The organism is Sphingobium sp. 15-1 (assembly GCF_013375535.1).
In the GTDB taxonomy this organism is placed as follows: Bacteria; Pseudomonadota; Alphaproteobacteria; order Sphingomonadales; family Sphingomonadaceae; genus Sphingobium; species Sphingobium aromaticivastans.
The window spans coordinates 1318570-1343306 of sequence record NZ_JABXJG010000001.1 but is presented as its reverse complement, the minus strand read 5'-3'; the positions used below and the strand labels follow the sequence as shown (position 1 = coordinate 1343306).

Below are 24737 nucleotides of genomic sequence, written 5' to 3'. Positions count from 1 at the left end.
GCGGCGATTTAGCGCGCAGCGGTCGCCTACTGAAGTGCCGTCATGCTGAAACAAGTTCAGCATGACGAAAGGGGCTAGGGGGCAGCCTCCCCGTTCAGAAAATCTTTGCGATTGTCGTGCATCGTGCCTGGCAATGTCGGATTTCCTTACAGCCCCTGTAAGGCGATCCGGCGATGACCTGCCCGCCGGGCGCAGCGGGAAACGCGCGACGAATGATAAGATTGTTCAAACATTATGTGCCGCATGCAGTGTTGCTGCTTGGCCTGCTGGACTTCATCCTGCTGATCGGCGCGGCCGAGGGTGGCTGGATTTTGCGCGCGCATCAGATCGGCATGAATGTCGACCATATCGCCACCCGCATCGGTCCGCTGCTGAGCTTCGGCATCGCGATCCAGACCGCGATGATCGCCGTCGGCGTCTACGGGCCGGAGGCGTTGCAGTCGATCCGCTACGCGCTGGCCCGGTTGCTGGTCGCGATCTCGCTGGGCGTGCTGTTCCTCTCGGTCATGCATTTCCTGCTGCCCAACATCACGCTCTGGCGGTCCAATTCGCTTTACGCCATGGGTTTGGCCATCGCGCTGTTGCTGGCGATCCGTCTTCTTCTGGGGTCGATGCTGGGCGGCGAGGCGTTCAAGCGGCGGCTGGTCGTGCTGGGCGCGGGCAATCGCGCCGACCGCATCCGGGAGATCGAGCAGCGCAAGGGCTCTGGCTTCCTCGTCGTCGGCTATATCGCGATGAACGACGGCACGCAGGTGATCCCCGAAGCGATCAACCGCGGCGCCATCTACAATCTGGCGGATTTCGTGGTCCGCCTGGCCGCGAGCGAGGTGGTGCTGGCGCTGGAGGAACGGCGCAACGCGCTGCCGCTGGGCGACCTGCTGCGCATCAAGACCACCGGCGTCCATGTGAACGAAATATCCACCTTTCTGGAACGCGAAACCGGCCGCGTCGATCTGGACAGCGTTAATCCTAGCTGGCTGATCTTCTCCGACGGCTTTTCCGCCGGCCGCCGGATTTCCAGCATCGCCAAGCGGCTGTTCGACATCATCGCCAGTTCCATCCTGCTGCTGCTGACCGGCCCCGTCATCCTGCTCGCGGCGATCCTGGTGAAACTCGACAGCAAGGGCCCCGCTTTCTACCGCCAGCAGCGCGTCGGCCTGTTTGGAGAGGAATTCTGGATCGTGAAGCTGCGCACCATGCGGCAGGATGCGGAATCGTCCGGCCAGGCGGTATGGGCGGAAAAGGACGATCCGCGCATCACGCGCCTCGGTTACTGGCTGCGCAAGCTCCGCATCGACGAATTGCCCCAGACCTGGACGGTGTTGAAAGGCGAGATGAGCTTCGTCGGCCCGCGCCCCGAACGCCGCCAGTTCGTCGAGGATCTGGAGCAGCATCTGCGCTATTATGCGGAGCGCCATATGGTGAAGCCCGGCATCACCGGCTGGGCGCAGATCAACTATCCCTATGGCGCGTCGATAGAGGATGCCCGGCACAAGCTGGAATATGACCTTTATTACGCCAAAAATTACACGCCCTTCCTTGATCTGCTGATCCTGATCCAGACGCTGCGCGTCATCCTCTGGCCGGAGGGGGTGCGATGAGCATGCTGCTGCAATTCGTCGGGGATTGGGGCCATGCTCTGGCTGCGGTGCTGTTCGCGGCGCTGGGCATCTTCATCCTGCGCCGCCGGGAAGATGCCGCCGAACAGCGCTTGCTGGCTGCCGCGCTGCTGCTCACCTCCTGCTGGTCGCTCTATGTCTCCTTCGGCGGGGTGGAAAAGCCGCTGACTGGCGTTGGCGAGAATATCCGCAACGCCGCCTGGCTGCTGCTGCTGTTCGTCATGCTGCGGCGGAACGGGGCGGTGCGCGGCGGATCGATGGTAGCGATCGGATCGGTCTATGCCGCCGTGGCGGGGATCATCCTGCTCCAGACCTTCACCGACCTCATCTGGCGGCAATTGCCTTCGTCCAGCGATCTGCATCGCGCGCTGGTCCACGTCTCGCTGGTGCTGCACATGATGACGGCGATCGGCAGCCTGATGCTGGTCCATCATCTCTACATCAGTTGGCCGACGCGGGAGCGGGGGCGGGTGGCGCTGCTGCTGGGGGCGCTGGCGGCGATGTGGACCTACGACCTCAATCTCTACGCCATCGCCACCTTCGCCATGCATCGCGCCAACGAGCTTTACGCGCTGCGCGGGCCGATGATGGCGCTGCTCGCCCCGGTGATCGCGGTGGGGATGCGCAACGACATGGCCGGGCGGCTGCAATTGTCGCGGGCGTTGACCTTGCAGTCGCTCTCGCTGGCGGCGATCGCGCTTTATGTCGTGGTGCTGGCGGCGGCGGCGGTGGTGGTGGAACTGGTGGCCGGCCCCTATGCGCGGGTGGTCGAGATTGGCGGCGTCTTCTTCATGGCGGTGAGCGCGTTGGTGCTGCTGCCCTCCCAACGGGTGCGCGCTCTCTGGAAGGTCCAGGTGGCCAAGCATTTCTTCCAGCACCGTTATGATTATCGCACGGAATGGATGCGCTTTGGCGACACGATAGGCCGCCCCGGCGACAACGCCCTGCCTTTGGGAGAGCGGGTGGCGAAGGCGGTGGCGGACATCACCGACTCGCCCGCCGCGGTGCTGATGTTGCGGGCCGACGACGGCGCGCTGGCGTTCGAGACCCAATGGAACTGGCCGGGCGAGATGCCCGACGGCGCGGTTGTGCCGGCGCCGCTTGCCGCGCTGATCGAACAGAGCGGCTGGATCATCGACATCGACCGGCCGCCCGGCGGCGCGGGAGAGGTCAGTGCGCCGGGCTGGATGACGGTTGACCGCCGCGCCTGGGCGCTGGTGCCGCTCATTCATTTCGGACGGCTGATCGGCGCCATCCTGCTCGCCCGGCCGCCGATCGACCGTCGGCTGGACTGGGAGGATTTCGACATGCTGCGCGCCGCCGGGCGGCAGGCGGCCAGCTATCTGCGTGAGGCGCAGGGCCAGCAGGCGCTGGACGACGCCCAGCGTTTCGAGGAGTTCAACCGCCGCTTCGCCTTCATCATCCATGACGTGAAAAATCTGGTGAGCCAGCTTTCGCTGCTCGCCCGCAATGCGGAGCGGCATGCCGACAATCCGGACTTCCGCGCCGACATGGTGCTGACGCTGCAAGAGTCGGTGGGCAAGATGAACGACATGCTCGCCCGCCTGTCGCAACATAATAAAGGCCGGGCGGAAGAACCGCGTCCCATGGCGCTGCGGGAGGTGGCGGAGCAGGTGGCGCGCACCCGATCCCGCCAGCACGCGATACTCGTCTCCGGCGATGCGCCGCCCGTGCTGGCCGATCCGGCGCGGGTCGAGCAGATCGTGATCCATCTGCTTCAGAACGCCATCGATGCCAGCGGGCCGGACAGCCCCGTGGAATTGCGATTGTCCGCCGATGAAGGCGGCGCGTTGCTGGACGTCATTGATCGGGGTCGGGGGATGACCGCCGAATTCGTCCGCCGCGAATTGTTCAAGCCCTTCTCGTCCAGCAAGGCGGGGGGTTTCGGCATCGGTGCGTTCGAGGCGCGGGCGCTGGCCCAGGCGATGGACGGCCGGATCGATGTGGAAAGCAAGCCCGGCGTGGGGAGCCGGTTCACGTTGCGCCTGCCTTTGGCGCAGGAGGATTTTAGGGGGAAAGCCGCCTGATGAGCGACACGCGACCGAAATTGCTGATCGTCGAGGACGATCCGGGGCTTCAGCGGCAATTGCGCTGGGCCTATGAGGAATATCAGCTCTTCATCGCGGGCGACCGCGAGGAGGCGATCGAGATGCTGCGGGAGCAGGCGCCCGATGTGGTGACGCTGGACCTGGGCCTGCCGCCCGATCCCGACGGCACCAGCGAGGGTTTCGCCACGTTGGCGGAGATTTTGCGGATCAAGCCGGACACGAAGGTCATCGTCGCCTCCGGCCATGGCGCGCGAGAAAGCGCGCTGCACGCCATTTCCGGCGGCGCCTATGATTTCTACCAGAAGCCGGTCGACATCGATGAGCTGGGGCTGATCGTCCGCCGCGCCTTTCACGTCCATGCGCTGGAGAAGGAAAATGCGCGGCTGGCCGAGACCGCGCCGGAAGGCGGGCGGGTGCTGGGGCGGCTGATCACCGCCGCGCCGGAGATGATGAAGGTCGCCCGCACCATTGAGCGGGTTGCCGGGGCGGACGTCTCCGTGCTGTTGCTGGGCGCCAGCGGCACCGGCAAGGAATTGCTGGCGCAGGGCCTTCACGACGCCAGCCCGAGGCGGGAAGGGGCCTTCGTCGCGATCAACTGCGCGGCGATCCCCGAAACGCTGCTGGAAGCCGAACTGTTCGGGCATGAGAAGGGCGCCTTCACCGGGGCGCTCAAGACGACGCCGGGCAAGATCGAACTCGCGCAGGGCGGCACTTTGTTCCTCGACGAAGTGGGCGATATTCCGCTGGCCTTGCAGGTGAAGCTGCTGCGTTTCCTGCAGGAGCGAGTGATCGAGCGGATCGGTGGGCGGCAGCCGATCCCGGTCGACACGCGGATCGTGTGCGCCACCCACCAGAATCTGGAGGAGATGATCGCGGCGGGGACGTTCCGCGAAGATCTCTACTACCGGCTGGCGGAGATCGTTGTGCGCATCCCGGCGCTCAGGGAACGGCCTGGCGATCCGGCGCTGCTGGCACGGCATTTCCTCAACCGCTTCGCCAAGAACATGAATCCGCAGGTCAAGGGCCTGGCGCCCGACGCGCTGGCGGCGCTCGATGCCTGGGGCTGGCCGGGCAATGTGCGCGAGCTGGAGAACCGGATGAAGCGCGCCGTCATCATGGCGGATGGCAAGCATGTCACCGCCGCCGACCTCGATCTGGACGGGGATCGCGCCGAAGGGGGCGATGTGGTGAATCTCAAGGCGGCGCGGGAGATGGCCGACCGCCGCGCCATCCGCCGGGCGATTGCGCGGACGGACGGGAATATCTCAGGCGCGGCGAAGATGCTGGGGATTAGCCGGCCGACACTTTATGATCTGCTGAAGCAATATCGGATGCAGAATTGAGGGCTCCTCCGATTGGCCCAAAAATGCAACGTGCTCCTGCGGAGGCAGGAGCCCAGTCCCGTCCTTTGTGGATTACCGCGCCGTTTGAACTAGGCTCCTGCCTGCGCAGGAGCACGTTGCGCTGGTCCTAAACCCTCTCAACCCCCAAATCCGCTGCGCTGATCCCCAGCCGCTTGATCTGCTCCGCCACCGGCGGCCATACAATATCCAGGAAGCGCGCCCGCTCCATGTCCCGCAGCCGCCGCGTGGCGCCGTCAGCGACGAACATGCCGACGCCGCGCTTCACGACCACCAGCTCGTCGTCCTGGAAACATTGATAGGCCTTGGCCACCGTCAGCGGATTGGCGCCTTGCTGCGCGGCCAGGGCGCGCACCGAAGGGAGCAAGTCGCCGTCGCGAAATTCGCCGTCCAGAATGGAAGCGGCGATGATCTCCCGCAGGCGGAGATAGACGGGTTTGGAGTCGTCGGCCATGGTGCATCAGTGCCATAATACAGCGTTGCAGGTCAAGCGATGTTCTTGCGCGCCACTGGGCCGGATGCGTAACTATCTATCCCAGACGGAAACTATATTGTCATATTCTGGCCGGGGCCGTTCTTCCTGTTCCTTGCCCGGCGTGCCGATGAAGACGAAGCCGGCGATCCGCTCCTTCCCCGGCGCGAAGGCGGCCCGCACATCCTCATTATAGCAGGGCCAGCCCGTCAGCCAGCCGCCCGCAAAGCCCAGCGCATGGGTCGCGTGGAGCAGGTTCATGACCGCTGCACCCGCTGACAGCTCCTGTTCCCAGAGCGGGATCTTGCTGCCTTCCACCGGCGCAGAAAGGGCGACGACCAACGCCGGGGCCTGATGCGCGAACTGGTGCATTGCCTCTATTTCCAGACGTCCGGCATCCGGCTTTTCGGCGCGATAGGCGGTCTCCAGCAGCGCCGCGAGCGCCTCGCGCTTCTCCAGCGGCACGATCACGAAGCGCCAGGGCGCCAGCTTGCCATGATCGGGCGTGCGCTGCGCCACTTCCAATATCGTGCGGAGCTGGCCCGCATCCGGTCCCGGCGCGATCAGGTCGCGGGGCTTGCCGGATCGGCGGGTCTGGAGGAGCGAGAGCGGAGAGCTGCGGTCATTGAACATGGCGCTCCAGATGGATCGCCCGCCGGCGTGACGCAAGGGCATCGGCCTTCTTTGACAGATGAATAATTTCGGCTCTAGGCTGGCGGGATAATGGAGCGCGTTCCGTGCGTTCCCTCAACAAGATAGGGTAAAGGCCTGAATGGCGACCTCAGTTTCGACGACCATCCCCCCAGGCAAGACCTGGCTCGGCCATCCCCGGGGGCTGTTCCTGCTGTTCTTCGTGGAGATGTGGGAACGTTTCTCCTTCTACGGCATGCGCGCCCTGCTTATCTTCTACCTGACGCAGCATTTCCTCTTTTCCGACCGCGACGCCAGCTACGCCTATGGCGCCTATATGTCGCTGATCTACATCTCGCCGCTGATGGGCGGCTATCTGGCGGACCGTTATCTCGGCCAGCGCAAGGCGGTGCTGTTCGGCGGCATCGTGATCGCCATCGGCCACCTCATCCTGGGCATGGAAAGCGACGATGCGGGGGCGATGGGCCTCGGCCTGTTCTGGCTCGGGCTGGCGACGGTGATCACCGGCACGGGCTTCCTCAAATCCAGCGCGTCTGCCCTGGTGGGGCAGCTCTATCCCCGCGACGATGTGCGGCGCGACCCGGCCTATACGATCTTCTACATGGGCATCAATCTGGGCGCGACCATCGGCCCGGTCATCTGCGGCTATCTGGGCCAGACATGGGGCTGGCACTGGGGCTTCGGCGCGGCGTCGGTGGGCATGGTCGCGGGTGTCATCGGCTTCATGCTGTGCAAGCCGCTGCTGCGCGGCAAGGGCGAGCCGCGCGACCCCGAGCGCCTGAAGCAGCGTGTCGGCGGCATCATCAGCCGTGAATGGCTGGTCTATCTCTCCAGCCTGGCCTCGATCGGGCTGTGCTGGTTCCTGATCCAGAACCATGTGGTCGTCGGCTGGATGCTGGCGGCGGCGAGCGTCGCGGTCGTGCTGTATATCCTCTGGGAAGCCTTCGGCCGGATGGAGCGGATTGGCCGTGACCGGATGCTGGCGGCGCTGTTCCTGCTGGTCATCAACCCGATCTTCTGGGGCCTGTATGAGCAGACCGGATCGTCGCTCAGCCTGTTCACGGATCGCTATACCGACCGGAATATATGGGGCTTCGACGTGCCCGCCTCCATGTTCCAGTCGGTGAACGCCGCATACATATTGATGTTCGGGCCTGTCCTGGCAGCGCTCTGGATCTGGCTGGCGAAGCGGGGATGGGAACCCTCCACCCCGGCCAAGTTCGGCATCGCGCTGGCGCTGGTCGGCGCCGGATTCCTGATCCTGGTGGCGGGGACCGGCGCGCCCGGCACGCTGACGCCGGTGCTGTTCATCTTCCTGCTCTATCTCTGCCACACGCTGGGCGAACTCTGCCTGTCGCCGGTCGGCCTTTCCGCCATGTCGAAGCTGGCGCCCTCGCGCATGATCGGCCTGATGATGGGCATCTGGTTCCTGGCCATGGCACTGGGCGAATATGCCGCCGGGCTGATCGCGGCGGCGACGGGCGGGGAGGGCGGAGCGGCCTCCCGCGGAGACGTGCTGGCGGTCTACAGCCAGATCGGCTGGTGGTCGGTCGGCACCGGGCTGGTCGTCATGGCGCTGGCGCCGCTGGTGAAGCGGCTGATGCACGCCGACCGGTTCGAGGAGGAAGGGGATTGAGGCGGGGCTACTCCGTCGCGCCCCAGATGTCGCCCACGCGGATAAAGCCCTTCTGCCCGCCCACGTCGAAGGCGCACCAGCCCTTGCCGCAGGAGGAAAGCCGCCCCACCACGCCCCTCTGCGCGCGGAAGAGGGCGCGGGCGTCCTCGCTCGGGGAATTGCGCATGGGAGCGATGTCGGCGGTGACGATGGCGGTGGGCGTGTCGCTCAGCAACCGGACATGCATCCACCCTTGCGTGCCGGTCGAATCCTCGACCTTGCGCCACAGGCCCAGCACCTGCACCACCTTCACCGGCAGGTCGCGGCGGCGATAGACCCAGTTGGACGGGTAATCCAGGCTGGGGCCGACGCGCATGCGGGCTTCGGCCTGGGTCAGCGAAGCCCAATAGGGCACCGGCTTCGCGGGCGCGGCCCAAGCTCCGCCCGCCCAGCACAGCGCGGCGGCCACGATGCCTGCGCCCAGATAGCCCTTCATGCCCATATATTCCCCATCATGTGACCCCGCGACCATAGCCGCTTGGCGCCATGACCGACAACCGCTCTCTTGCGCATATGGATAAGCGCTTGACCATCGCGCTTACGAAGAATAGCGGCCAGACATGGCCAAGAAACCGCGCCCCGCCAAGCCGCGCGTCATCGTCACGCGCCGCCTGCCTCCCAATGTCGAGGCGCGCATGGCCGACCTGTTCGACACCGTCTTCAATATTGGTGACGTGCCGATGGATCGCGCCGCGCTGACCCGCGCCATGGCGCAGTGCGACGTGCTGGTGCCGTCGGTGAGCGACCAGTTGGACGCCGCGCTGATCGAGGCCGCGCCGGAACGGCTGCAACTGATCGCCAGCTTCGGCAGCGGGGTCGACCATATCGACCTCAACGCCGCGCGGAAGAAGGGGATCATCGTCACCAATACGCCCGGCGTGCTGACCGAGGATACGGCGGACATGACCATGGCGCTGATCCTGTCGGTGCCGCGTCGCCTGGCCGAAGGGGAAAAGCTGGTGCGATCCGGCGCCTGGACCGGCTGGAGCCCGTCGGGCATGCTGGGGCATCGCATCGGCGGCAAGAAGCTGGGCATCATCGGCATGGGCCGCATCGGCCGCGCGGTTGCCCGCCGGGCGGCGGCCTTCGGCCTTTCCATCGCCTATCATAACCGCCACCGCCTGCCCTTCGAGGTGGAGCAGGAATTGCAGGCGCATTGGCATGGCGACCTGGACATGCTGCTGGCGGAAAGCGACATCGTGTCGATCCACTGCCCGCTCAACGCCGACAGCCGCGACATGATCGGGGCGCGGCGGATCGCGCTGATGCGGGCCGACGCCTATCTGATCAACACCTCGCGGGCGGAGATCACGGATGAGGCTGCGCTGATCACCGCGCTGGCCGAAGGGCGGATCGCCGGGGCGGGGCTCGACGTCTATACCCATGAACCGGCGATCGATACCCGGTTGCTGGACCTGTCCAATGTCGTGCTGTTGCCGCATATGGGGTCCGCGACATTCGAGGGGCGCGACGCCACCGGGGCGCGGGTGATCGCCAATATCCGGAGCTGGGTGGATGGGCACCGGCCGCCCAATCAGGTGCTGGAAGGCTGGGTTTGATCCTGTCGTTGGCGTGGTGTGAAATGGGTGGGAAGCGGAGGGTCCGCTTTCCTTGAAGTCTACCCTCCTTGAAGCGCGCCGTGCTCCTGCGCAGGCAGGAGCCCAGTCCCGCCCTTAGTAGATCATCGTAGCGTCCGAACTGGGCTCCTGCCTGCGCAGGAGCACGGCGCGCTTAGCGGTAGCATTGGCCAATCCCAGCCATCCCTTCACCCCGCGCATTTCAACCCAGAGGATCGAGCGTCCCAAGCGCCGCGACCAATCCCAGGATGAGGATCGCCAGACTGGTCTCCGCCAGCAGCGACAGACGCAGATGGGCAAGGCCCCCGTTCCTCTCCAGCTTCGGCGTCAGCCACCAGCGATTGGCGGCCGCGAGCAGCAGCATGACGCCAAACAGCGCCAGCTTGGCGAGGAGCAGCCAGCCATAGAGGCTGTGCAGAAGCACGGGCAATTGGGCCACCCCCACGATCATCGCCGCGTTGAATGCGCCGGTCGCGATCAGCGTCGCGACGAATATCGTGCCGAATAGGGAGAAGCGCTCCAGCATCCGGGCGGTCCTTCCAGTCTCCCTTCCCGAAAGCACCGCATGGAGCAAGGCCAGCAGCGCGCCGAACCATCCGGCGGCGGCCAGCACGTGCAGCGCATCCGCGATGCGATGGGCGCTCCCAGCAAGGCCTTCGCTGGCGGCGGCATGGCCCGACCAGGCGAGGGTCGCGGCGGCGATGGCGGCGGGCAGGGCGATGGCGACGTTCCAACCCGCGCCTTGCCGGAGCAGCAGCGGCAGGATCGACAGCAGCGCCGCCGTCCGCACCGCCAATACCATTCCGGCCGGCGTTTCCTTGAGCAATATGCTGACGATGCTCCAGTCGGGGGACAGAAATGGGGTTCCCGCCATGCCCGCCGCGCTGGCGAGCAGCCACAGGGCGGAGAAGGCAAGCCCCCCCACCGCCAGCGTGCCGATCACCCCGCGCCGCGCGCTTCCGCCCATGCTCCACCAGAAGAGGGGCAGACCCGCCAGCGCGGCGAGATCGGCATAGAGCGCGAAGCGGGCGGCGATGAGAACCCCGTCCATCGCTCTTATTTGACCGAGAAGCTGACCTTGCCCGCGATCTTGTGCTGGTCGGCGCCGACAAGATGCCAGTCGAGGTCGTAATGGCCCGCCGGAAGGGCGCGGGGCAGGGTGACGGTCATGGTCTTGCCGTCGCCTTCGACCGCGGTCTTGAAGCCCTTGATCGGCATCGGCGCATGGTTGGCCATGCCCGGCATGCCGGTCATGGTAAGGTCGACGCCGCTCAGGGGCGCCAGCATCTTTTCGGAGAAGGTCAGGCTGAGCCTGGTCGGCTTGGCCACCGTCGCGCCCGCCGCCGGGGTGGAGGAAAGCAGCTTGGGATGCGCCATCGCCATGGAGGGCAGGGCGACAAGGGCGAGGGCGGCGGTGAACAGGATGCGACGCATGGGAATATCTCCGATCGGTTGCGGTTACGGGATATTACGCATCGACGCGGCTCACCCCTCGACTAGCGTGCATAAATTTTTGCATGAGGGGTTGGACGGCGCGCTGCGTATTCTCAGGCGTGTAATGGGAGTGTGAGTGATGAGCGACCTCGATCAGCTTTTGGGCCATGTCCGCGCCCAAATACGGGATTGCCCGAGCGATCCGCGCCTGGAGACGATGGAAGCGGCGGTGATGGCGGGCGTCGCCTCGCGCCGGGAACGGGCGGTGGCGCGGCGCAGCCTGGCGCTGGCGGGGATCGTCGCCATCGGCATTGGCTGGATCGGCAGCGTGGTGCCCGGCAGCCCGGCGCAGGCGGCGTCGCGGCCGGTGGTGATCGGCATGTCCGATTACGCGCCCTCGCGGCTGTTGGGACAATAGGGTCGTGAAGGGGGCGGGACGCTATGGGCTGGTCGCTCTGGTCGCCTTCGCGGCGGCGCTGGCGGCGGTGCTGGTGGCGCGGGTCTGGATCGCGCCGGAACCGCGGGTCGAGAGCGAGGTGCATGCCCTCGTCCACAAGAAGCTGAAGCTGGACGACGCGCAGGAGCAGCGCATTCACGCCCTGGAAGCCGATTTCGCGAAGCGGCGCGAGGCGATGGAGGCGGAGATGCGCGCCGACAATGCCCGGCTGGCGGAGGCGATCGCGGCGGAGCATGGCTATGGGCCGAAGGTCGCGGAAGCCGTCGACCGGTCGCATCATGTCATGGGCATGCTGCAGAAGGAGACGTTGAAGCATATCTTCGCGATGCGCGCCGTGCTGCGGCCCGATCAGGCGGCGCAGTTCGACGCCGCCGTCGTCAAGGCTCTGACCGACCCCGGCCAGACTGCCCGGTAGCAGTGGGCTCTCCGCTCACCGAACGTGGCGATCCGGAACTGGCCGGGCTGGCGCTTGCCGGGCAGCAAAGCGCCTATGGCGAGCTTATGCGGCGGCATCGCGACGGCGTGTTCCGGCTGGCGCGGGGGCATGTGGGGGACGCGACCGAGGCGCTGGACATCACGCAGGAGACGTTCATTTCCGCCTTCGCCGCGCTGGCCCGCTATGACGGGGCGCGGCCTTTCCGGCTGTGGATCGCGCGGATCGCGATCAACAAATGCCATGACTGGGCGCGGCGGCGGGCGGTGCGGCGCTTCTTCACCTTCGCCCGGCCCATCGAGGAGGCAGGGGCAGTGGCGGACGCTGCCCCGACGCCGGAGGAGGCGATCCAGTCCCAGGCAGAACTGGCGCGAATCCATGCGGCGATTGCGGCCTTGCCCGGCAATCTCAGGGATGTGCTGGTGTTGCGGACGCTGGAGGGCATGAGCCAGGCGGAAGCCGCGCAGATTCTGGGCGTGAGCGAGAAGGCGGTGGAGACGCGGCTTTACCGGGCGCGCAACAAATTGGCGGAACAGTTGAGGGATGACGGGCCAGGGCGCGTATAGAGGGAAACGGTCCTTCACGCAGAGACTTGTATCCTCATGGCTTTTTCCTTTCCTGATGTCGACCGCCGCGGCCTGATCCGGGGCCTGGGCGGACTTGGCGGCGCGCTGGCGCTCAGCCGCGCCTTTCCCGCCTGGGCGCAAAGCGGGTCTGCGGGCCTTCCCGCCGTACTGAGCGGCGAGACGATCGCGCTGACCGTGGGGGAGAGTCATTTCTCCACCGGCGGGCGTTCGGCCCATGCGGTGACGATAAACGGCACGCTGCCCGCGCCGCTCATCCGGCTCAAGGAAGGGCAGAATGTCCGGCTTGCCGTCACCAACAGGCTGAAGGAAGACACGTCGATCCACTGGCATGGGCTGATCGTGCCCTTTCAGATGGACGGGGTGCCGGGGGTGAGCTTTCCGGGCATCAGGCCGGGCGAGACCTTCACCTATGAATTTCCGGTCCGGCAGTCGGGGACTTACTGGTATCACAGCCATTCCGGCATGCAGGAGGCGGTCGGCCATTACGGCCCGATCGTGATCGATCCCGCAGGGGCCGATCCGGTACGGAGCGACCGCGAGCATGTGATCGTGCTGTCCGACTGGAGCCCGGTGCACCCCCATGTGCTGCTGAAGCGGCTCAAGCAGATGGGCGGCTATTTCAACATGCAGAAGCAGACGCTGGCCGGGCAATTGGCGGGGAAGGATCAGAGCGGGAAGGATCGCCTCGAATGGGGAGCGATGCGGATGGACCCGACCGATATTTCCGACGTCACCGGATCGACCTACAGCTTCCTCGTCAACGGGCATGGCACGGCGGAGAATTGGACCGGCCTCTTCACGCCGGGCGAGCGGGTGCGGCTGCGGATCATAAACGCCTCGGCCATGACCAATTTCAATGTGCGGCTGCCAGGGCTGCCGATGACGGTGGTGCAATGCGATGGGCAGCATGTGCAGCCGGTCGAGACGGACGAGTTCCAGATCGGCATTGCCGAAACCTATGATGTCGTGGTGCAGCCGACCGAGGCGAAACCCTATGGCCTGATCGCGGAGGCTATCGACCGGTCGGGGCTGGTGCGGGCGACTTTGGCGCCGCGCATTGGCATGGCGGCGGAGGTGCCTGCCCTGCGCGAACGCCCGCTGCTGGGCATGAAGGATATGGGCATGGACATGTCCGGGATGGACATGGGCAATGGCGGCGTCATCGACCTCAGCCAGCCAGCCAATGAGAGCATGTCAGGCCATTCGATGAAGATGCGCGATCCATCCGTCGCCCCGCAGGTGAAGATGGGGCCGGGGGTGGCCACTCTGTCGCCCATGCCGGCCGACCGGACGGGGGATCGGCCGACGGGGCTGGAGACTGTCGGGCATCGGGTGCTGACCTATGCGGACCTGAAGTCGCTGGAGCCAAACAGGGACAGCCGAGCGCCGACGCGGACGCTGGACATCCACCTGACCGCGAACATGGAGCGCTATATGTGGTCCTTCGACGGGGTGAAGCTGTCCGACGGGGCCGAGCCGATCCCCTTCCGCCATATGGAGCGGGTGCGGGTGAACCTGATCAACGACACGATGATGCCGCATCCCATCCATCTGCACGGCCATTTCTTCGAGCTGGTGACAGGCGCGGGCGAATATAACCCGCGCAAGCATACGGTGAATGTGTTGCCGGGGGGGAAGGTGAGTTTCGACCTCACCGCCGATGCGCTGGGCGACTGGGCCTTTCACTGCCATATGCTGATGCACATGCACACGGGGATGATGCGCGTCGTGACCGTGCGGCATGAGGGAGAGGCGGCATGAAGATGCTGGTTTCCGCCGCTGCCCTGCTGTTGGCCTCCGTTTCCGGCCCGGCCTTGGCCCAGGAAATGGATCATAGCCAGATGGATCATGGGGCCATGTCCATGCCGCGGGAGGAGGCGCCTTCCGCCGCCGATCCCCATGCCGGCCATGGTCAGCCCGCCGCCGACGATGGCATTCCCAAGGGCGAGGCGCCGCCGGTACCGTCCGACCATGCCGCCGAAGCCTTTTACAGCCCCGCCGAAATGGCGCGCGCCCGCGCCGCCATGCTGAAGGAAAGCGGCGGCATGACCTTCTCCCAGCTCATGCTCGACCGGCTGGAATATCGGATGGGCAAGGGGGCGGACGGCTATCATTGGGAGGGTGAGGGCTGGATCGGCGGCGACATCGACCGCCTGGCCTTCAAGACCGAGGGGGAGGGCGAGATTGGCGGGCCTTTGGAGCGTGCCGAGGTTCAGGCGCTCTACAGCCGGGCGATCGATCCCTGGTTCAACCTGGAAGCGGGGGTCCGCCACGACATCCGCCCCGATCCGCAACGGACCTATGCAGTGGTCGGGATAGAGGGACTCGCGCCCTATTGGTTCGAGCTGGGTGCGCAGGCTTTCCTCTCAAACAAGGGTGACGCGCATCTGCGGCTGGAGGGCAGCTACGACCAGCGCATCACCCAGCGGCTGATCCTGCAACCGGCGGCGGAGTTGAACATCGCCGCGCAGGACGTGCCGGAACTGGGGATCGGATCGGGCCTGTCGGATGTCGAGCTGGGCCTGCGGTTGCGCTATGAATTCGCGCGCGAGTTCGCGCCCTATGTCGGCGTGAACTGGGAACGGAAGCTGGGGGATACGGCCCGCTTTGCAAGGGCAGAGGGGGAGCGGACGTCCGCGCTCAGTTTCGTGATGGGCGTGCGTTTCTGGTTTTAGGCAAGCATGCTCCTGCGAAGGCAGGAGCCCAGTTCAAACGGCGGGGCTTGGCTCTCACGAGCCGCTTGTCTCGTTCGAGTGCCTTCGCAGGAGCATGAAAGCTCTATAGTTGAAGCGCGGCACGATCTGCTGCCATCCGGCGACAACTTGTCATGATTGATGGCGCGGCGCCCGTCCTTCGCACGTATACGCCGCTCCGCGTCTCCTAGTCTCCGCTGAACGACAAAGCATTTAGGGTAGACTTGTGCGCTTTGCCTTACCGGGCCTTTTTTTCTGCGCCTGCGCGCTGTGGGCGGTTCCTGCCATGGCGCAGGATGAGGATGCGGCGTCGCTCAGCGGCGGCTTCGACCTGATCGAGATGCGTACGGGTGATCAGGGCGACGCTTTCCTGTGGGATGGGACATTCTCCTATGGCGATTCCACCAATCAGGCGATGCTGGTGTTCCAAGGGGGCGGCGCGCTCAACGGGCAGATCGACGAGGTTCAGGCGCGGCTCTTCTATGGCCGCACCATCGGGGAAAATACCGTGCTGCTGGCGGGGGTGCGGAAGGATTTCAAGCCCCATCCGCGTGACGCCCATGCCGTCGTCGGAATCCAGGGGCAGGTCGGTTCGCGGATGAGCTGGGAAAGCTATGCCTTTCTGTCGGACAAGGGGAATCTGACCGGGGAAGCGCAGGTCATCTATGCCCTGCCGATCACCGGGCGGCTTTATCTGGAGCCGCGCGTGGCGGTCGGCTGGTCGGCGCAAAGCATCGATGCGGAAGCGATACGGCCGGGCTTCACCGAAGGCGAGGCGACGGTGCGCTTGCGCTATCGGCTGACGGACAAGATCAACGCCTATGCGGGCGTGGTGCATGAGCGGTTGCTGGGCGAGACGCGGACGCTGGCGCGGTCGCAGGGGGAGGCGGTGAAGTCGACCGTGGCGGTGATGGGGTTCGGGTTCAGTTTGTGAATTCGGAAGGAATGGATGGACGACCAAGCCCTACCCATCGTCACCCCGGGCTTGACCCGGGGTCCCGCTCGCCTTTCTTCACTTGCGCCGAGCGACAAATAGCGGGACCCCGGGTCAAGCCCGGGGTGACGAAGATGGCTGGATCGGCTGAAGCCGTTATCGGGCGAGATGCTGCTCGACCAGCGCGACGTGCAGCCGGATACCCAGGCCCAGAACATCGTCGTTGAAATCATAATGGGGATTGTGCAGCGGCACCGATCCTTCCGGCCTAGCCTGTCCGAGCCAGATATAGGCGCCCTTGCAGGCCCGGAGCATGAAGGCGAAATCCTCCGAGGTGAAGGCGGGTTCCGGCGCAAGCTCTGTATGACCCACGGTCGCGGCGGCGGTCAGCGCTTCCTGCGCGGCCTCGGCGTCGTTGATGGTGGCGGGGTAATAGCGGTCATAATCGACGGTTGCGGTGACGTCATGGGCCAGCGCCACGCCCGCCGTAATCTTGCGGATGGCGTCCTCGATCACGTCCTGCACCGCCGGGTCGAAGGTGCGCACCGTGCCGACGACCTTCACCACCGCCGGGATCACATTATGCGCATGGCCGCCGTTGATCTGCGTGACCGAAAGCACTGCCGAGGAGCTCGCCGGAATGCGGCGCGCCACGATGGTGTTCAACTGAGAAACCAGGCTGGCGGAAGCGAGGATCGCGTCGGGCGTGTCCTGCGGGATCGCCGCATGGCCGCCGCGCCCTTCCAGCGCGATCTCGAACTTGTCGGCCGCGCCCATGATCGGGCCGGGGCGGGTGGCGATGGTGCCAGCGGGCAGATCCGGCCAATTGTGCAGCCCGAACACCCGGTCGCAGGGGAAGCGGTCGAACAGCCCCTCCTTCACCATTTCGCGGGCGCCGCCCAGCCCCTCTTCGGCGGGCTGGAAGAAGAAATTCACCGTGCCGTCGAAATTTCGGCTGCGCGCCAGATGCTGCGCCGCGCCCAGCAGCATCGCGACATGCCCGTCATGCCCGCAGCCGTGGAAAGAGCCTTGCGTCTTGCTGGCATAGGGCAGGTTGGTCTGCTCATGGATCGGCAGGGCGTCCATGTCGGCGCGCAGGCCGATGCTGCGCCCGGACGAACCGTTTTTCAGCACCGCGACGACGCCGGTGCCGCCGATCCCCTCATGCACCTCCAGCCCCAGCGCCCGAAGCTGCTCCGCGATCCGCCTGGCCGTCCGATGCTCGCAAAAACCCAGTTCAGGGTGCGCGTGAATATCGCGGCGAAAGGCAATCAGGGGTTCGAGCAGGTCGTCGATCATTTTTGCTCACCGAACAGATGCTGAATCGGATAATGATGTTTGATGAAGGGCGATTTGATCACGACATAGCTGAAATATTTCTCGATCCCATAGTCGCTTTCCAGCATCCCTTCGATGATCGACTGATAATGCGCCACGCCGCGCGTCACGAATTTCAGCAGATAATCATATCCGCCGCTGACCAGATGGCATTCGACGATCTCGTCCAGCTTGCGGATGCGGGTTTCGAAACGGGAAAAGTCACCCGCCCGATGCTCGGTCAGGGTGACTTCGGTGAAGACGGTTAGAAACTCGCCCAGCTTGTGCAGGTTGATATGCGCGCCATAGCCGGTGATGTAGCCCGCCTTCTCCAGCCGTTTCACGCGCGTCAGGCAGGGGCTGGGCGACAGGCCCACCGCATCGGCCAGCTCGACATTGGTGATGCGGCCGGATTGCTGAAGCTGCGTCAGGATCTTGAGGTCGATCCGGTCCAGTCTTGGGCCACCCAACATATGCCTTGCTCCCCCGTTTTCTTATCCCACCGCCGCACGAATATCCGCTTCTTCAAGCAGATCGTCCAGTGTCCTGCGAATGCGTGCGAAAATCTCGTCCATCTCCGCGTCCGACGCGCAGAGCGCCGGGGCGAGGCCAATGATATTGTCCGGGAAGGAGCGGAAGATGACGCCGTTCCTGTAGCCCTGGGCGAACAGCCGGTCGGGGATTTTGAGGGCGGGATCGAAGCGTTCCTTGGTCGCCTTGTCCGCCACCAGCTCGATCGCGCCGAGCAGGCCGCGCCCGCGCGTGTCGCCCACCAGCGGATGGTCGAGCAGACCCGCCAACCCCGCGTCGAATCGCGTCGCCACGCTCTGGCCGTTGGCGAGGATGCCACCCTCGGTGTAGAGGCGCAGCACTTCCAGTCCCACGGCCGCACTCACCGGATGGCCCGAATAGGTCATGCCATGGCCGATGGCGAGCTCGGGCGCGGCGCCGTCGGCAATGCCCTGATATATTTTGTCCGACATGAGAACCGCGCCCATCGGCACATAACCGGCGGTGAGGCCCTTGGCGAGCGTCATGAGGTCGGGCGACACATCTTCCGCATCGCAGGCGAAAAGCGGCCCGGTGCGGCCAAAGCCGGTGATGACCTCATCCACCACGAACAGGATGTCGAGCTGCGTGCAGGCTTCCCGCATGGCCTTCAGCCAGCCTCGGGGGGGCACGATGACGCCGCCGGAACCCTGGATCGGTTCGCAGAAGAAGGCGGCGACATTGTCCGCGCCCAGTTCCGCCACCTTGTCCTTCAACTGCTGGACGGAGCGGGCGATGATCGCGGCGTCATCGGTCAGGTCGCTTCGATAGGGGTAGGGCGACGGCAGATGATGCTGCCAGGGGCGCGGCAGGTCGAAATTGCGGTGGAAATTGGCCAGCGCGGTGAGGCCGGAACCGGTCGTGCTGGAGCCGTGATAGCCGCGTTCCAGGGCGATGAACTGCTTCTTGTCCGGGCGGCCTATGGCGTTGAAATAATGGACGATGTAACGGATGGCGCTGTCCACCGCGTCGGAGCCGCCGAGCGTGAAATAGACATGCTCCAGCCCCCCGGGGCTGAGGTCGACCAGCTTCTGGGCAAGCCTGACCGCCGGTTCGCTGCCGAAATGGAAATAGCCGGTGGCGTAGGGAAGCTGACGCATCTGCTGCGCGGCGGCTTCGACGATGCTTTCCTGCCCGTAACCGACATTGACGCACCACAGGCCGGCGAAGGCGTCCAGCAGTTCATTGCCGTCCATGTCCGTCAGCCACATGCCCTTGCCGCTTTGCAGCAGGGTCGCCCCGCGCGCTTCATGGCCGCGGAAGGAAGTGACGGGGTGGATCAGGTGATCGCGGTCGATGTCGATCAGGGACCGGTTGGGAGTCAGCGTCATCAGGAAACTCGCGGTGTTGTTTATAGGGAGAGACTATCCCCCGTCCGCGGTCGGATGCGCCAATTTGAGGGAGGTGATGAAAGGGACGCGGTTTTTTGAGGAAGCAGGGCAGCATTTTGTGCTGTGGGGTAGGGAGGGAGAACGGACACAAAAATCCTCCCCATCGTAAGATGGGGAGGTGGCAGCGCGTAGCGCTGACGGAGGGGAAATGAGCAACGTCAGCCCAATTCCCCTCCACCACCCTACGGGTGGTCCCCCTCCCCACGCTTCGCGTAGGGAGGATTTTTAGGCCAGCGCCTCGGCAATTGCCTTGCCGCACTCCACCGTATTCGCCTTACCCTTGAGATCGCCCGTCCGCAGGCTCGGCTCCGCCAGCACAGTTTCCACAGCCCGCATGATCCCGGCGGCGGCTTCGGCTTCGCCCAGATGTTCCAGCATCATCGCCGCCGACCAGATCTGGCCGACCGGATTGGCGATCCCCTTACCCGCAATATCCGGCGCCGAGCCATGAACCGGCTCGAACAGCGAGGGCGCGGTGCGATCCGGGTTGATATTGCCTGAGGGCGCCACGCCAATCGTCCCGGTGCAGGCCGGGCCGAGATCGGAGAGAATGTCCCCGAACAGGTTGGATGCTACCACCACATCGAAGCGATCCGGGTTCAGCACGAACTGCGCGGTCAATATGTCGATATGATATTTGTCATGGGTGACGGTGGGATAGTTTTTCGCCATCTCCTCCACCCGTTCGTCCCACCAGGGCATGGTGATGGCGATGCCGTTGGACTTGGTGGCGGAGGTGACATGCTTGCGCTCCCGCGTCGCCGCCAGCTCGAAGGCGTAGCGGAGAACCCGATCCGTGCCATGGCGGGTCATCACCGTTTCCTGGATCACGACCTCGCGGGGCGTGCCGGGAAACATCTTGCCGCCGACCGAGCTATATTCGCCCTCCGTATTCTCGCGCACGACCCAGAAGTCGATGTCGCCCGGCTCGCGCCCCGCCAGCGGGCAGGGGACGCCCGGCATCAGGCGCACCGGTCGCAAGTTGACATATTGATCATATTCCCGCCGGAACTGGAGCAGCGACCCCCAGAGCGAAACATGATCCGGCACCGTATCGGGCCAGCCCACCGCGCCGAAGAAGATGGCGTCCGGGTTGCCGATCCGTTCCTTCCAGTCGTCGGGCATCATCTGGCCGTGCCTGGCGTAATAGTCGCAGCAGGCGAAGTCGTGCCATTTCTGCTCGATGGTGAAGCCGTAGAGGCTGGCGGCGCGCTCCAGCACGCGGATGCCCTCGGGCATGACTTCCTTGCCGATGCCGTCGCCGGGGATGACGGAGATGCTGTAGTTGCGTGCCATGGCGGTTTTTCCTTCGCCTGAGAAATAAGCAGCGTGCTCCTGCGTAGGCAGGAGCCCAGTTCTGACGGTGGGCCTGTGTTCTCATGCGCCACTCGTCTCGTTCGAATGCCTTCGCAGGAACACAAAAGGGCGAGGGGCTAGAGCTTCAACCCACCGACATGGAAAGCCTTGGCCTCCAGATATTCCTCGATCCCCAGATGCGCGCCTTCGCGGCCGAGGCCGGACATCTTGACCCCGCCGAAGGGCGCCATTTCCATCGAAATCCCGCCGGTGTTGAGCGCGACCATGCCCGCTTCCAACCGCTCCGCCACGCGGAAGGCGCGGTGGAGATTTTCGGTGTAGAAATAGCTGGCAAGGCCATAGCTGGTGGCGTTGGCGAGTTCGATCCCTTCCTCCTCATGGGTGAAGCGGAACAGCGGCGCGACGGGGCCAAAAGTCTCTTCTTCCGCTAGCCGCATGTCGCGGGTCGCGCCGGTCAGCACGACGGGCGTGGCAAAGCGCTCGCCGGTCGCGCCTTCGGGCGCCTGGGCGAAGATTTTCGCGCCGTGGGACAGGGCGTCCTCGACATGGGCCTTCACCTTGTCGACGGCGGCGGCGTTGATCAGCGGGCCGATGGTGCTGCCCGGCTGATCGCCCGGCGCGACCTTCAAAGCGGAGACGGCCTTGGCCAGCTTTTCCGCAAAGGCCTCATAAACGCCGTCCTGCACCAATATCCTGTTCGCGCACACGCAGGTCTGCCCGGCATTGCGGAACTTGCTCGCCATGGTGCTGGCGACGGCAAGGTCGAGATCGGCATCGTCGAACACGACCAGCGGCGCATTGCCGCCCAGTTCCAGGCTCAGCCGCTTGATGGTGTCGGCGGATTGGCGCATCAGCAGCGACCCGACGCGGGTGGAGCCGGTGAAGGACAATTTGCGCACGATGGGGCTGCCGGTCATCACCCCGCCGATCGCGGCCGCGTCGCCGGTCAGCATGTTGATGACGCCCGCCGGGAAGCCCGCTTCCTCCGCCAGCTTCACCAGCGCCAACGCGGTATAGGGGGTGAGTTCCGAAGGCTTGATCACCACCGGGCAGCCCGCCGCCAAGGCAGGGGCGCATTTGCGGGTGATCATCGCCGCCGGGAAATTCCAGGGCGTGATCGCAGCGGAAACGCCGACCGGCTCCTTCATCACGAGGATACGGCGATTGGCTTCCGGCGCGGGGACGATGCCGCCCTCGATCCGGCGGGCTTCCTCCGCGAACCATTTGATGAAGCTGGCGGCGTAGCGGATTTCGCCTTCGGATTCCGCGATCGGCTTGCCCTGTTCGGCGGTCATGATCCGGGCGAGGTCGGTGATATTGTCCAGCACCAGCGCGTTCCAGCGCTCCAGCAGCGCGGCGCGTTCGGCGGCGGTCTTTGCGCGCCATGCGGGCCAGGCGGCTTCGGCGGCGGCGACGGCGGCCTCGGTATCCGCCTCCCGGCAGTCGGGTACGGTGCCGATGATCGCTCCAGTCGCGGGATTGTCGACCGGCAGGGTCGCGCCGGCCTGAGCGCCGACCCATTCGCCGCCGATATAAGCGCGTTCGATCAGCAGCGATGGGTTGTCGAGGGAGAGTGTCATCCGAGGGCCTGCGTCGTGAGAGAGAAGGTTTGGAAGGTGGAAGGGGCCGCGACCGGCTCGCCGCGCACCATGCGCATGACGCGGCCGACGCAGGGCAGGCCAAGTTCGTCCAGCCAGCCCGACAGGCCGCTTTCCTCCGGCACGTCGAGCCGGCAGAAGATGCCGCTGTTGGACCCCAGCCAGTGCGAGATCAGCGCCTTCGCGCCGCCGGTGTCGGGCGCGATGGTCGGCCCGACGACATAGCCGCGCCCGAAGCGGCGGAAGAGGGCGAAGCCGACCGGCTCATTGCTGCGGGTCAGCACCACGCCCTGCGCGCCCGGCACCAGCGCGTCGAGCAGCGCGTCGCGGTTCATCCCGGTCGCTTGGGCAGCGAGGTCGCGCAGCACATCCATATCCTTGCTTCCCAACGGGCGGACGCGCTCGTCGGGGATAAGTTCCGCCATGGGGACGGCGAAGGCCGCGCCCTGATGCTGGAACACGGGGCCGACGGGCGCGAAACCCAGCTTGCGATAAAGCGGCATCCCCTCGTCAGTGGCGTTCAGCATTACCGTGCGGTCACCCAGATCGTGCAGCACCGCATCCATCAGGCGCCGGCCGATGCCCATGCCCTGTGCGCGGGGAGAGACAATCACCATGCCCAGCGTCGCGGCGTCATCGCCATAGAGCCAGGCCATGGCGGTGCCGATGACTTCGCGCCGATTGTCCGGCCCGTCGCGCTCCGCCACATAGCCGAAGCCAAGCTGGAACAGCATCTCCCAATCCTCGATCCGGTGGGGCCATTTCTGTTCGTGGGATAGGTCGTGGGCGGCGGCCAAATCCTCTGCGGTCATGCGCCGCAGGTCCACCATCGCCTCTATGCCTGTCGCCATGCGTCTTGCTCCTTGGCGGTTAGGGGCCGCCTTTGGTCATGAATCAGTGATCCGGACATTAGGGGCGGCCCACAAGCATTGGCTGCTGCGTTAGCATTTTTTTTGGAAGAATATCGCGCAGTCTTTCCGGCGCAACTGCAACAAATGCCGCGGCGCTACCCTATTTTACTGCGCAGGCGCGTAGCAGGAGATTATGCCGTGGACGGTTTCAACCCCGATCTCATCAGTCTGGCAAAGGCCAATAACTTCATCGGCGGCCGCCGGGTCGAAGGGCGGGGGCAGGCGATCACCGTGCGCCGTCCGTCCGATGGGCGCGTGCAGGCGGAACTGGATTGCGTCGATGCCGGGCAGTTGGCCGAGGCGGTGGAGAATGCGCAGGCGGCCTACAAGAAAAGCGGCTGGGCGCAGACCGACCCACGGGGGCGGATGAAGGTGCTGCGGCGCTGGGCCGATCTGATCGAGGCAGATGCCGCGCATCTGGCACCGCTGGAGGCGCTTGGGTCGACGCGCACGATCAATGAGATCAACGCTTGGGATTTGAGTTATACCGCAGAGACGATCCGCTTCTACGCGGAATGGGCGGACAAGGTGGGCGGCGAGGTGGCGGCGACGACGCCGGACAAGCTGGGTCTCACCATCGCGGAACCCTATGGCGTGGTGGCGGCGATCGCGCCGTGGAACCTGCCGCTGGTGATGGCGGGGTGGAAGATCGCGCCTGCCATCGCGGCCGGAAACAGCGTCGTGCTGAAGCCTTCGGAAATGACTCCGTTCAGCATCGTGCGGCTGGCGGAACTGGCTGTCGAGGCGGGTCTGCCCGCAGGCGTGTTCAACATCGTGCAGGGCGACGGGCGGTCCGTGGGCGATCCGCTGGTGCGGCGGCCGGAGGTGGCGAAGGTGACGTTCACCGGCTCCACCCGGACGGGGGCCGCGATCATGGCGGCCTGCGCGGAAACCGGGCCTAAGCCGGTGACTTTGGAGTTGGGTGGCAAGAGTCCGCAGATCGTCTTTGCCGATGCCGGGCTGGACAAGGCTGCGGCTATCGTGGCGCGGGCGATCACGCTGAACGCCGGGCAGGTGTGCGTCGCCGGATCGCGCCTGCTGGTGCAGGAGAAGGTCGCGGATCAGGTGATCGATCGGATCATGGCCGCCTTCAACGCGCATAAGGCGGGGCCGACCTGGCGGACGGATACGACCTTGGGGCCAATCATTTCCGAAGGTCAGCTCGACCGGATGGATGGGATCGTGAAGCGGGCCATCTCCGAAGGCGCTGAGGTGCTGGCCGGTGGCGGTCGGGCCACTTCGCCACAGGAAGGCAGCTATTTCGCGCCGACGCTGCTTGGCAATGTCGATCAGAAGAGCGAAGCCGTGCAGGGCGAAATTTTCGGACCGGTGCTGACGGTGCAGACCTTTGCCGACGAGGAAGAGGCTTATGCGCTCGCCAATGACAGCGATTATGGCCTGGCGGCGGGCGTGCATACCGGCGATGTCGCGCGGGCGTTGCGGGCCACGCGGTCGCTGGAGGCGGGAACGGTGTGGGTGAACCGCTATGGGCGGAGCAATGACTTCATCCTGCCGACCGGCGGCTACAAACAGTCGGGCATCGGGAAGGATCTGGGGCGGGAGGCCTATATGGCGAACCTCAAGACCAAGACGGCGCTGATTGAGTTTTGATCTGGGTGCTCGGTGCTCCTGCGAAGGCAGGAGCCCAGTCCCGCCGTCTGAACTGGGCTCCTGCCTTCGCAGGAGCACGTT

General features: G+C 65.4%; 23 protein-coding genes. 12 read left to right on the top strand and 11 right to left on the bottom strand.

The window, feature by feature from the left end:
* Window positions 1-212: 212 nt before the first annotated feature.
* The 3 genes from HUK72_RS06225 to prsR are packed head-to-tail and all read left to right on the top strand — an operon-like array spanning window position 213 to window position 5031.
* Window positions 213-1601 carry a TIGR03013 family XrtA/PEP-CTERM system glycosyltransferase gene (locus HUK72_RS06225; protein WP_176596012.1) on the top strand — a complete coding sequence of 463 codons (1389 nt, stop codon included), beginning with the start codon at window positions 213-215 and terminating at the stop codon, window positions 1599-1601.
* Complete coding sequence (gene prsK / locus HUK72_RS06220; RefSeq protein WP_176596011.1) at window positions 1598-3667, top strand: XrtA/PEP-CTERM system histidine kinase PrsK; 2070 nt, start codon at window positions 1598-1600, stop codon at window positions 3665-3667. The genes HUK72_RS06225 and prsK overlap by 4 nt, the downstream gene beginning before the upstream one ends.
* On the top strand, window positions 3667-5031 hold the full coding sequence (prsR, locus tag HUK72_RS06215; protein WP_176596010.1) for a PEP-CTERM-box response regulator transcription factor: 1365 nt from the start codon (window positions 3667-3669) through the stop codon (window positions 5029-5031). Before prsK ends, prsR begins: the two co-directional genes overlap by 1 nt.
* A 127-nt stretch (window positions 5032-5158) precedes the next feature.
* Here the strand turns inward: prsR and HUK72_RS06210 are convergent, their stop codons facing one another.
* A complete protein-coding gene (locus tag HUK72_RS06210; protein WP_176596009.1) occupies window positions 5159-5503 on the bottom strand; it encodes a GntR family transcriptional regulator in 345 nt (114 codons plus the stop codon).
* A gap of 72 nt (window positions 5504-5575) precedes the next feature.
* A complete protein-coding gene (locus tag HUK72_RS06205; RefSeq protein ID WP_176597762.1) occupies window positions 5576-6154 on the bottom strand; it encodes a nitroreductase in 579 nt (192 codons plus the stop codon).
* A 139-nt stretch (window positions 6155-6293) separates the two neighbouring features.
* On the opposite strand from HUK72_RS06205, the gene HUK72_RS06200 reads away from it, so the two are divergent.
* A complete protein-coding gene (locus HUK72_RS06200) occupies window positions 6294-7808 on the top strand; it encodes a peptide MFS transporter (protein WP_176596008.1) in 1515 nt (504 codons plus the stop codon).
* A gap of 7 nt (window positions 7809-7815) precedes the next feature.
* Here HUK72_RS06200 and HUK72_RS06195 read toward each other — a convergent pair whose 3' ends face one another.
* Window positions 7816-8289, bottom strand: a complete 474-nt coding sequence (locus HUK72_RS06195) for an SH3 domain-containing protein (protein WP_176596007.1) — start codon at window positions 8287-8289, stop codon at window positions 7816-7818.
* Window positions 8290-8407: 118 nt separating this feature from the next.
* On the opposite strand from HUK72_RS06195, the gene HUK72_RS06190 reads away from it, so the two are divergent.
* Window positions 8408-9406, top strand: a complete 999-nt coding sequence (locus tag HUK72_RS06190; RefSeq protein WP_176596006.1) for a D-glycerate dehydrogenase — start codon at window positions 8408-8410, stop codon at window positions 9404-9406.
* Window positions 9407-9626: 220 nt separating this feature from the next.
* On the opposite strand, the gene copD is transcribed toward HUK72_RS06190, so the two are convergent.
* Together copD and copC are read right to left on the bottom strand one after the other, a co-directional pair.
* A complete protein-coding gene (gene copD / locus HUK72_RS06185) occupies window positions 9627-10475 on the bottom strand; it encodes a copper homeostasis membrane protein CopD (protein ID WP_176596005.1) in 849 nt (282 codons plus the stop codon).
* Window positions 10476-10480: 5 nt separating this feature from the next.
* On the bottom strand, window positions 10481-10858 hold the full coding sequence (gene copC, locus HUK72_RS06180; protein ID WP_176596004.1) for a copper homeostasis periplasmic binding protein CopC: 378 nt from the start codon (window positions 10856-10858) through the stop codon (window positions 10481-10483).
* Between the two features lie 139 nt (window positions 10859-10997).
* Between copC and HUK72_RS06175 the strand changes: the two genes are divergently transcribed.
* From HUK72_RS06175 to HUK72_RS06150, 6 genes are all read left to right on the top strand, one after another.
* Window positions 10998-11276, top strand: a complete 279-nt coding sequence (locus HUK72_RS06175; RefSeq protein ID WP_176596003.1) for a hypothetical protein — start codon at window positions 10998-11000, stop codon at window positions 11274-11276.
* A gap of 4 nt (window positions 11277-11280) precedes the next feature.
* On the top strand, window positions 11281-11730 hold the full coding sequence (locus tag HUK72_RS06170; protein ID WP_176596002.1) for a periplasmic heavy metal sensor: 450 nt from the start codon (window positions 11281-11283) through the stop codon (window positions 11728-11730).
* Between the two features lie 2 nt (window positions 11731-11732).
* A complete protein-coding gene (locus tag HUK72_RS06165) occupies window positions 11733-12314 on the top strand; it encodes an RNA polymerase sigma factor (protein ID WP_336951400.1) in 582 nt (193 codons plus the stop codon).
* A 36-nt stretch (window positions 12315-12350) separates the two neighbouring features.
* Complete coding sequence (locus HUK72_RS06160; RefSeq protein ID WP_176596001.1) at window positions 12351-14096, top strand: copper resistance system multicopper oxidase; 1746 nt, start codon at window positions 12351-12353, stop codon at window positions 14094-14096.
* Complete coding sequence (locus tag HUK72_RS06155; protein WP_176596000.1) at window positions 14093-15010, top strand: copper resistance protein B; 918 nt, start codon at window positions 14093-14095, stop codon at window positions 15008-15010. Before HUK72_RS06160 ends, HUK72_RS06155 begins: the two co-directional genes overlap by 4 nt.
* Window positions 15011-15314: 304 nt before the next feature.
* On the top strand, window positions 15315-15962 hold the full coding sequence (locus HUK72_RS06150; RefSeq protein WP_176595999.1) for a copper resistance protein B: 648 nt from the start codon (window positions 15315-15317) through the stop codon (window positions 15960-15962).
* 156 nt (window positions 15963-16118) lie between these two features.
* Here HUK72_RS06150 and HUK72_RS06145 read toward each other — a convergent pair whose 3' ends face one another.
* The 6 genes from HUK72_RS06145 to HUK72_RS06120 all read right to left on the bottom strand — a co-directional run bounded on the left by HUK72_RS06145 (window position 16119) and on the right by HUK72_RS06120 (window position 22985).
* Window positions 16119-17261 carry a M20 aminoacylase family protein gene (locus HUK72_RS06145; protein WP_176595998.1) on the bottom strand — a complete coding sequence of 381 codons (1143 nt, stop codon included), beginning with the start codon at window positions 17259-17261 and terminating at the stop codon, window positions 16119-16121.
* The gene (locus HUK72_RS06140; protein ID WP_066524286.1) at window positions 17258-17752 is read right to left on the bottom strand and encodes an Lrp/AsnC family transcriptional regulator; all 495 of its coding nucleotides are present in this window, start codon (window positions 17750-17752) and stop codon (window positions 17258-17260) included. Before HUK72_RS06140 ends, HUK72_RS06145 begins: the two co-directional genes overlap by 4 nt.
* A 21-nt stretch (window positions 17753-17773) precedes the next feature.
* On the bottom strand, window positions 17774-19159 hold the full coding sequence (locus HUK72_RS06135; protein WP_176595997.1) for an aspartate aminotransferase family protein: 1386 nt from the start codon (window positions 19157-19159) through the stop codon (window positions 17774-17776).
* Window positions 19160-19444: 285 nt separating this feature from the next.
* The gene (locus HUK72_RS06130; RefSeq protein ID WP_176595996.1) at window positions 19445-20515 is read right to left on the bottom strand and encodes a tartrate dehydrogenase; all 1071 of its coding nucleotides are present in this window, start codon (window positions 20513-20515) and stop codon (window positions 19445-19447) included.
* Window positions 20516-20652: 137 nt separating this feature from the next.
* Complete coding sequence (locus HUK72_RS06125) at window positions 20653-22116, bottom strand: NAD-dependent succinate-semialdehyde dehydrogenase (RefSeq protein WP_176595995.1); 1464 nt, start codon at window positions 22114-22116, stop codon at window positions 20653-20655.
* Window positions 22113-22985: a GNAT family N-acetyltransferase gene (locus HUK72_RS06120; protein ID WP_176595994.1), complete on the bottom strand. Its 873-nt coding sequence runs from the start codon at window positions 22983-22985 to the stop codon at window positions 22113-22115. The genes HUK72_RS06125 and HUK72_RS06120 overlap by 4 nt, the downstream gene beginning before the upstream one ends.
* A gap of 198 nt (window positions 22986-23183) precedes the next feature.
* Here HUK72_RS06120 and HUK72_RS06115 point away from each other — a divergent pair, with 198 nt between their 5' ends.
* Complete coding sequence (locus tag HUK72_RS06115) at window positions 23184-24656, top strand: aldehyde dehydrogenase family protein (protein WP_176595993.1); 1473 nt, start codon at window positions 23184-23186, stop codon at window positions 24654-24656.
* Window positions 24657-24737: the final 81 nt, after the last annotated feature.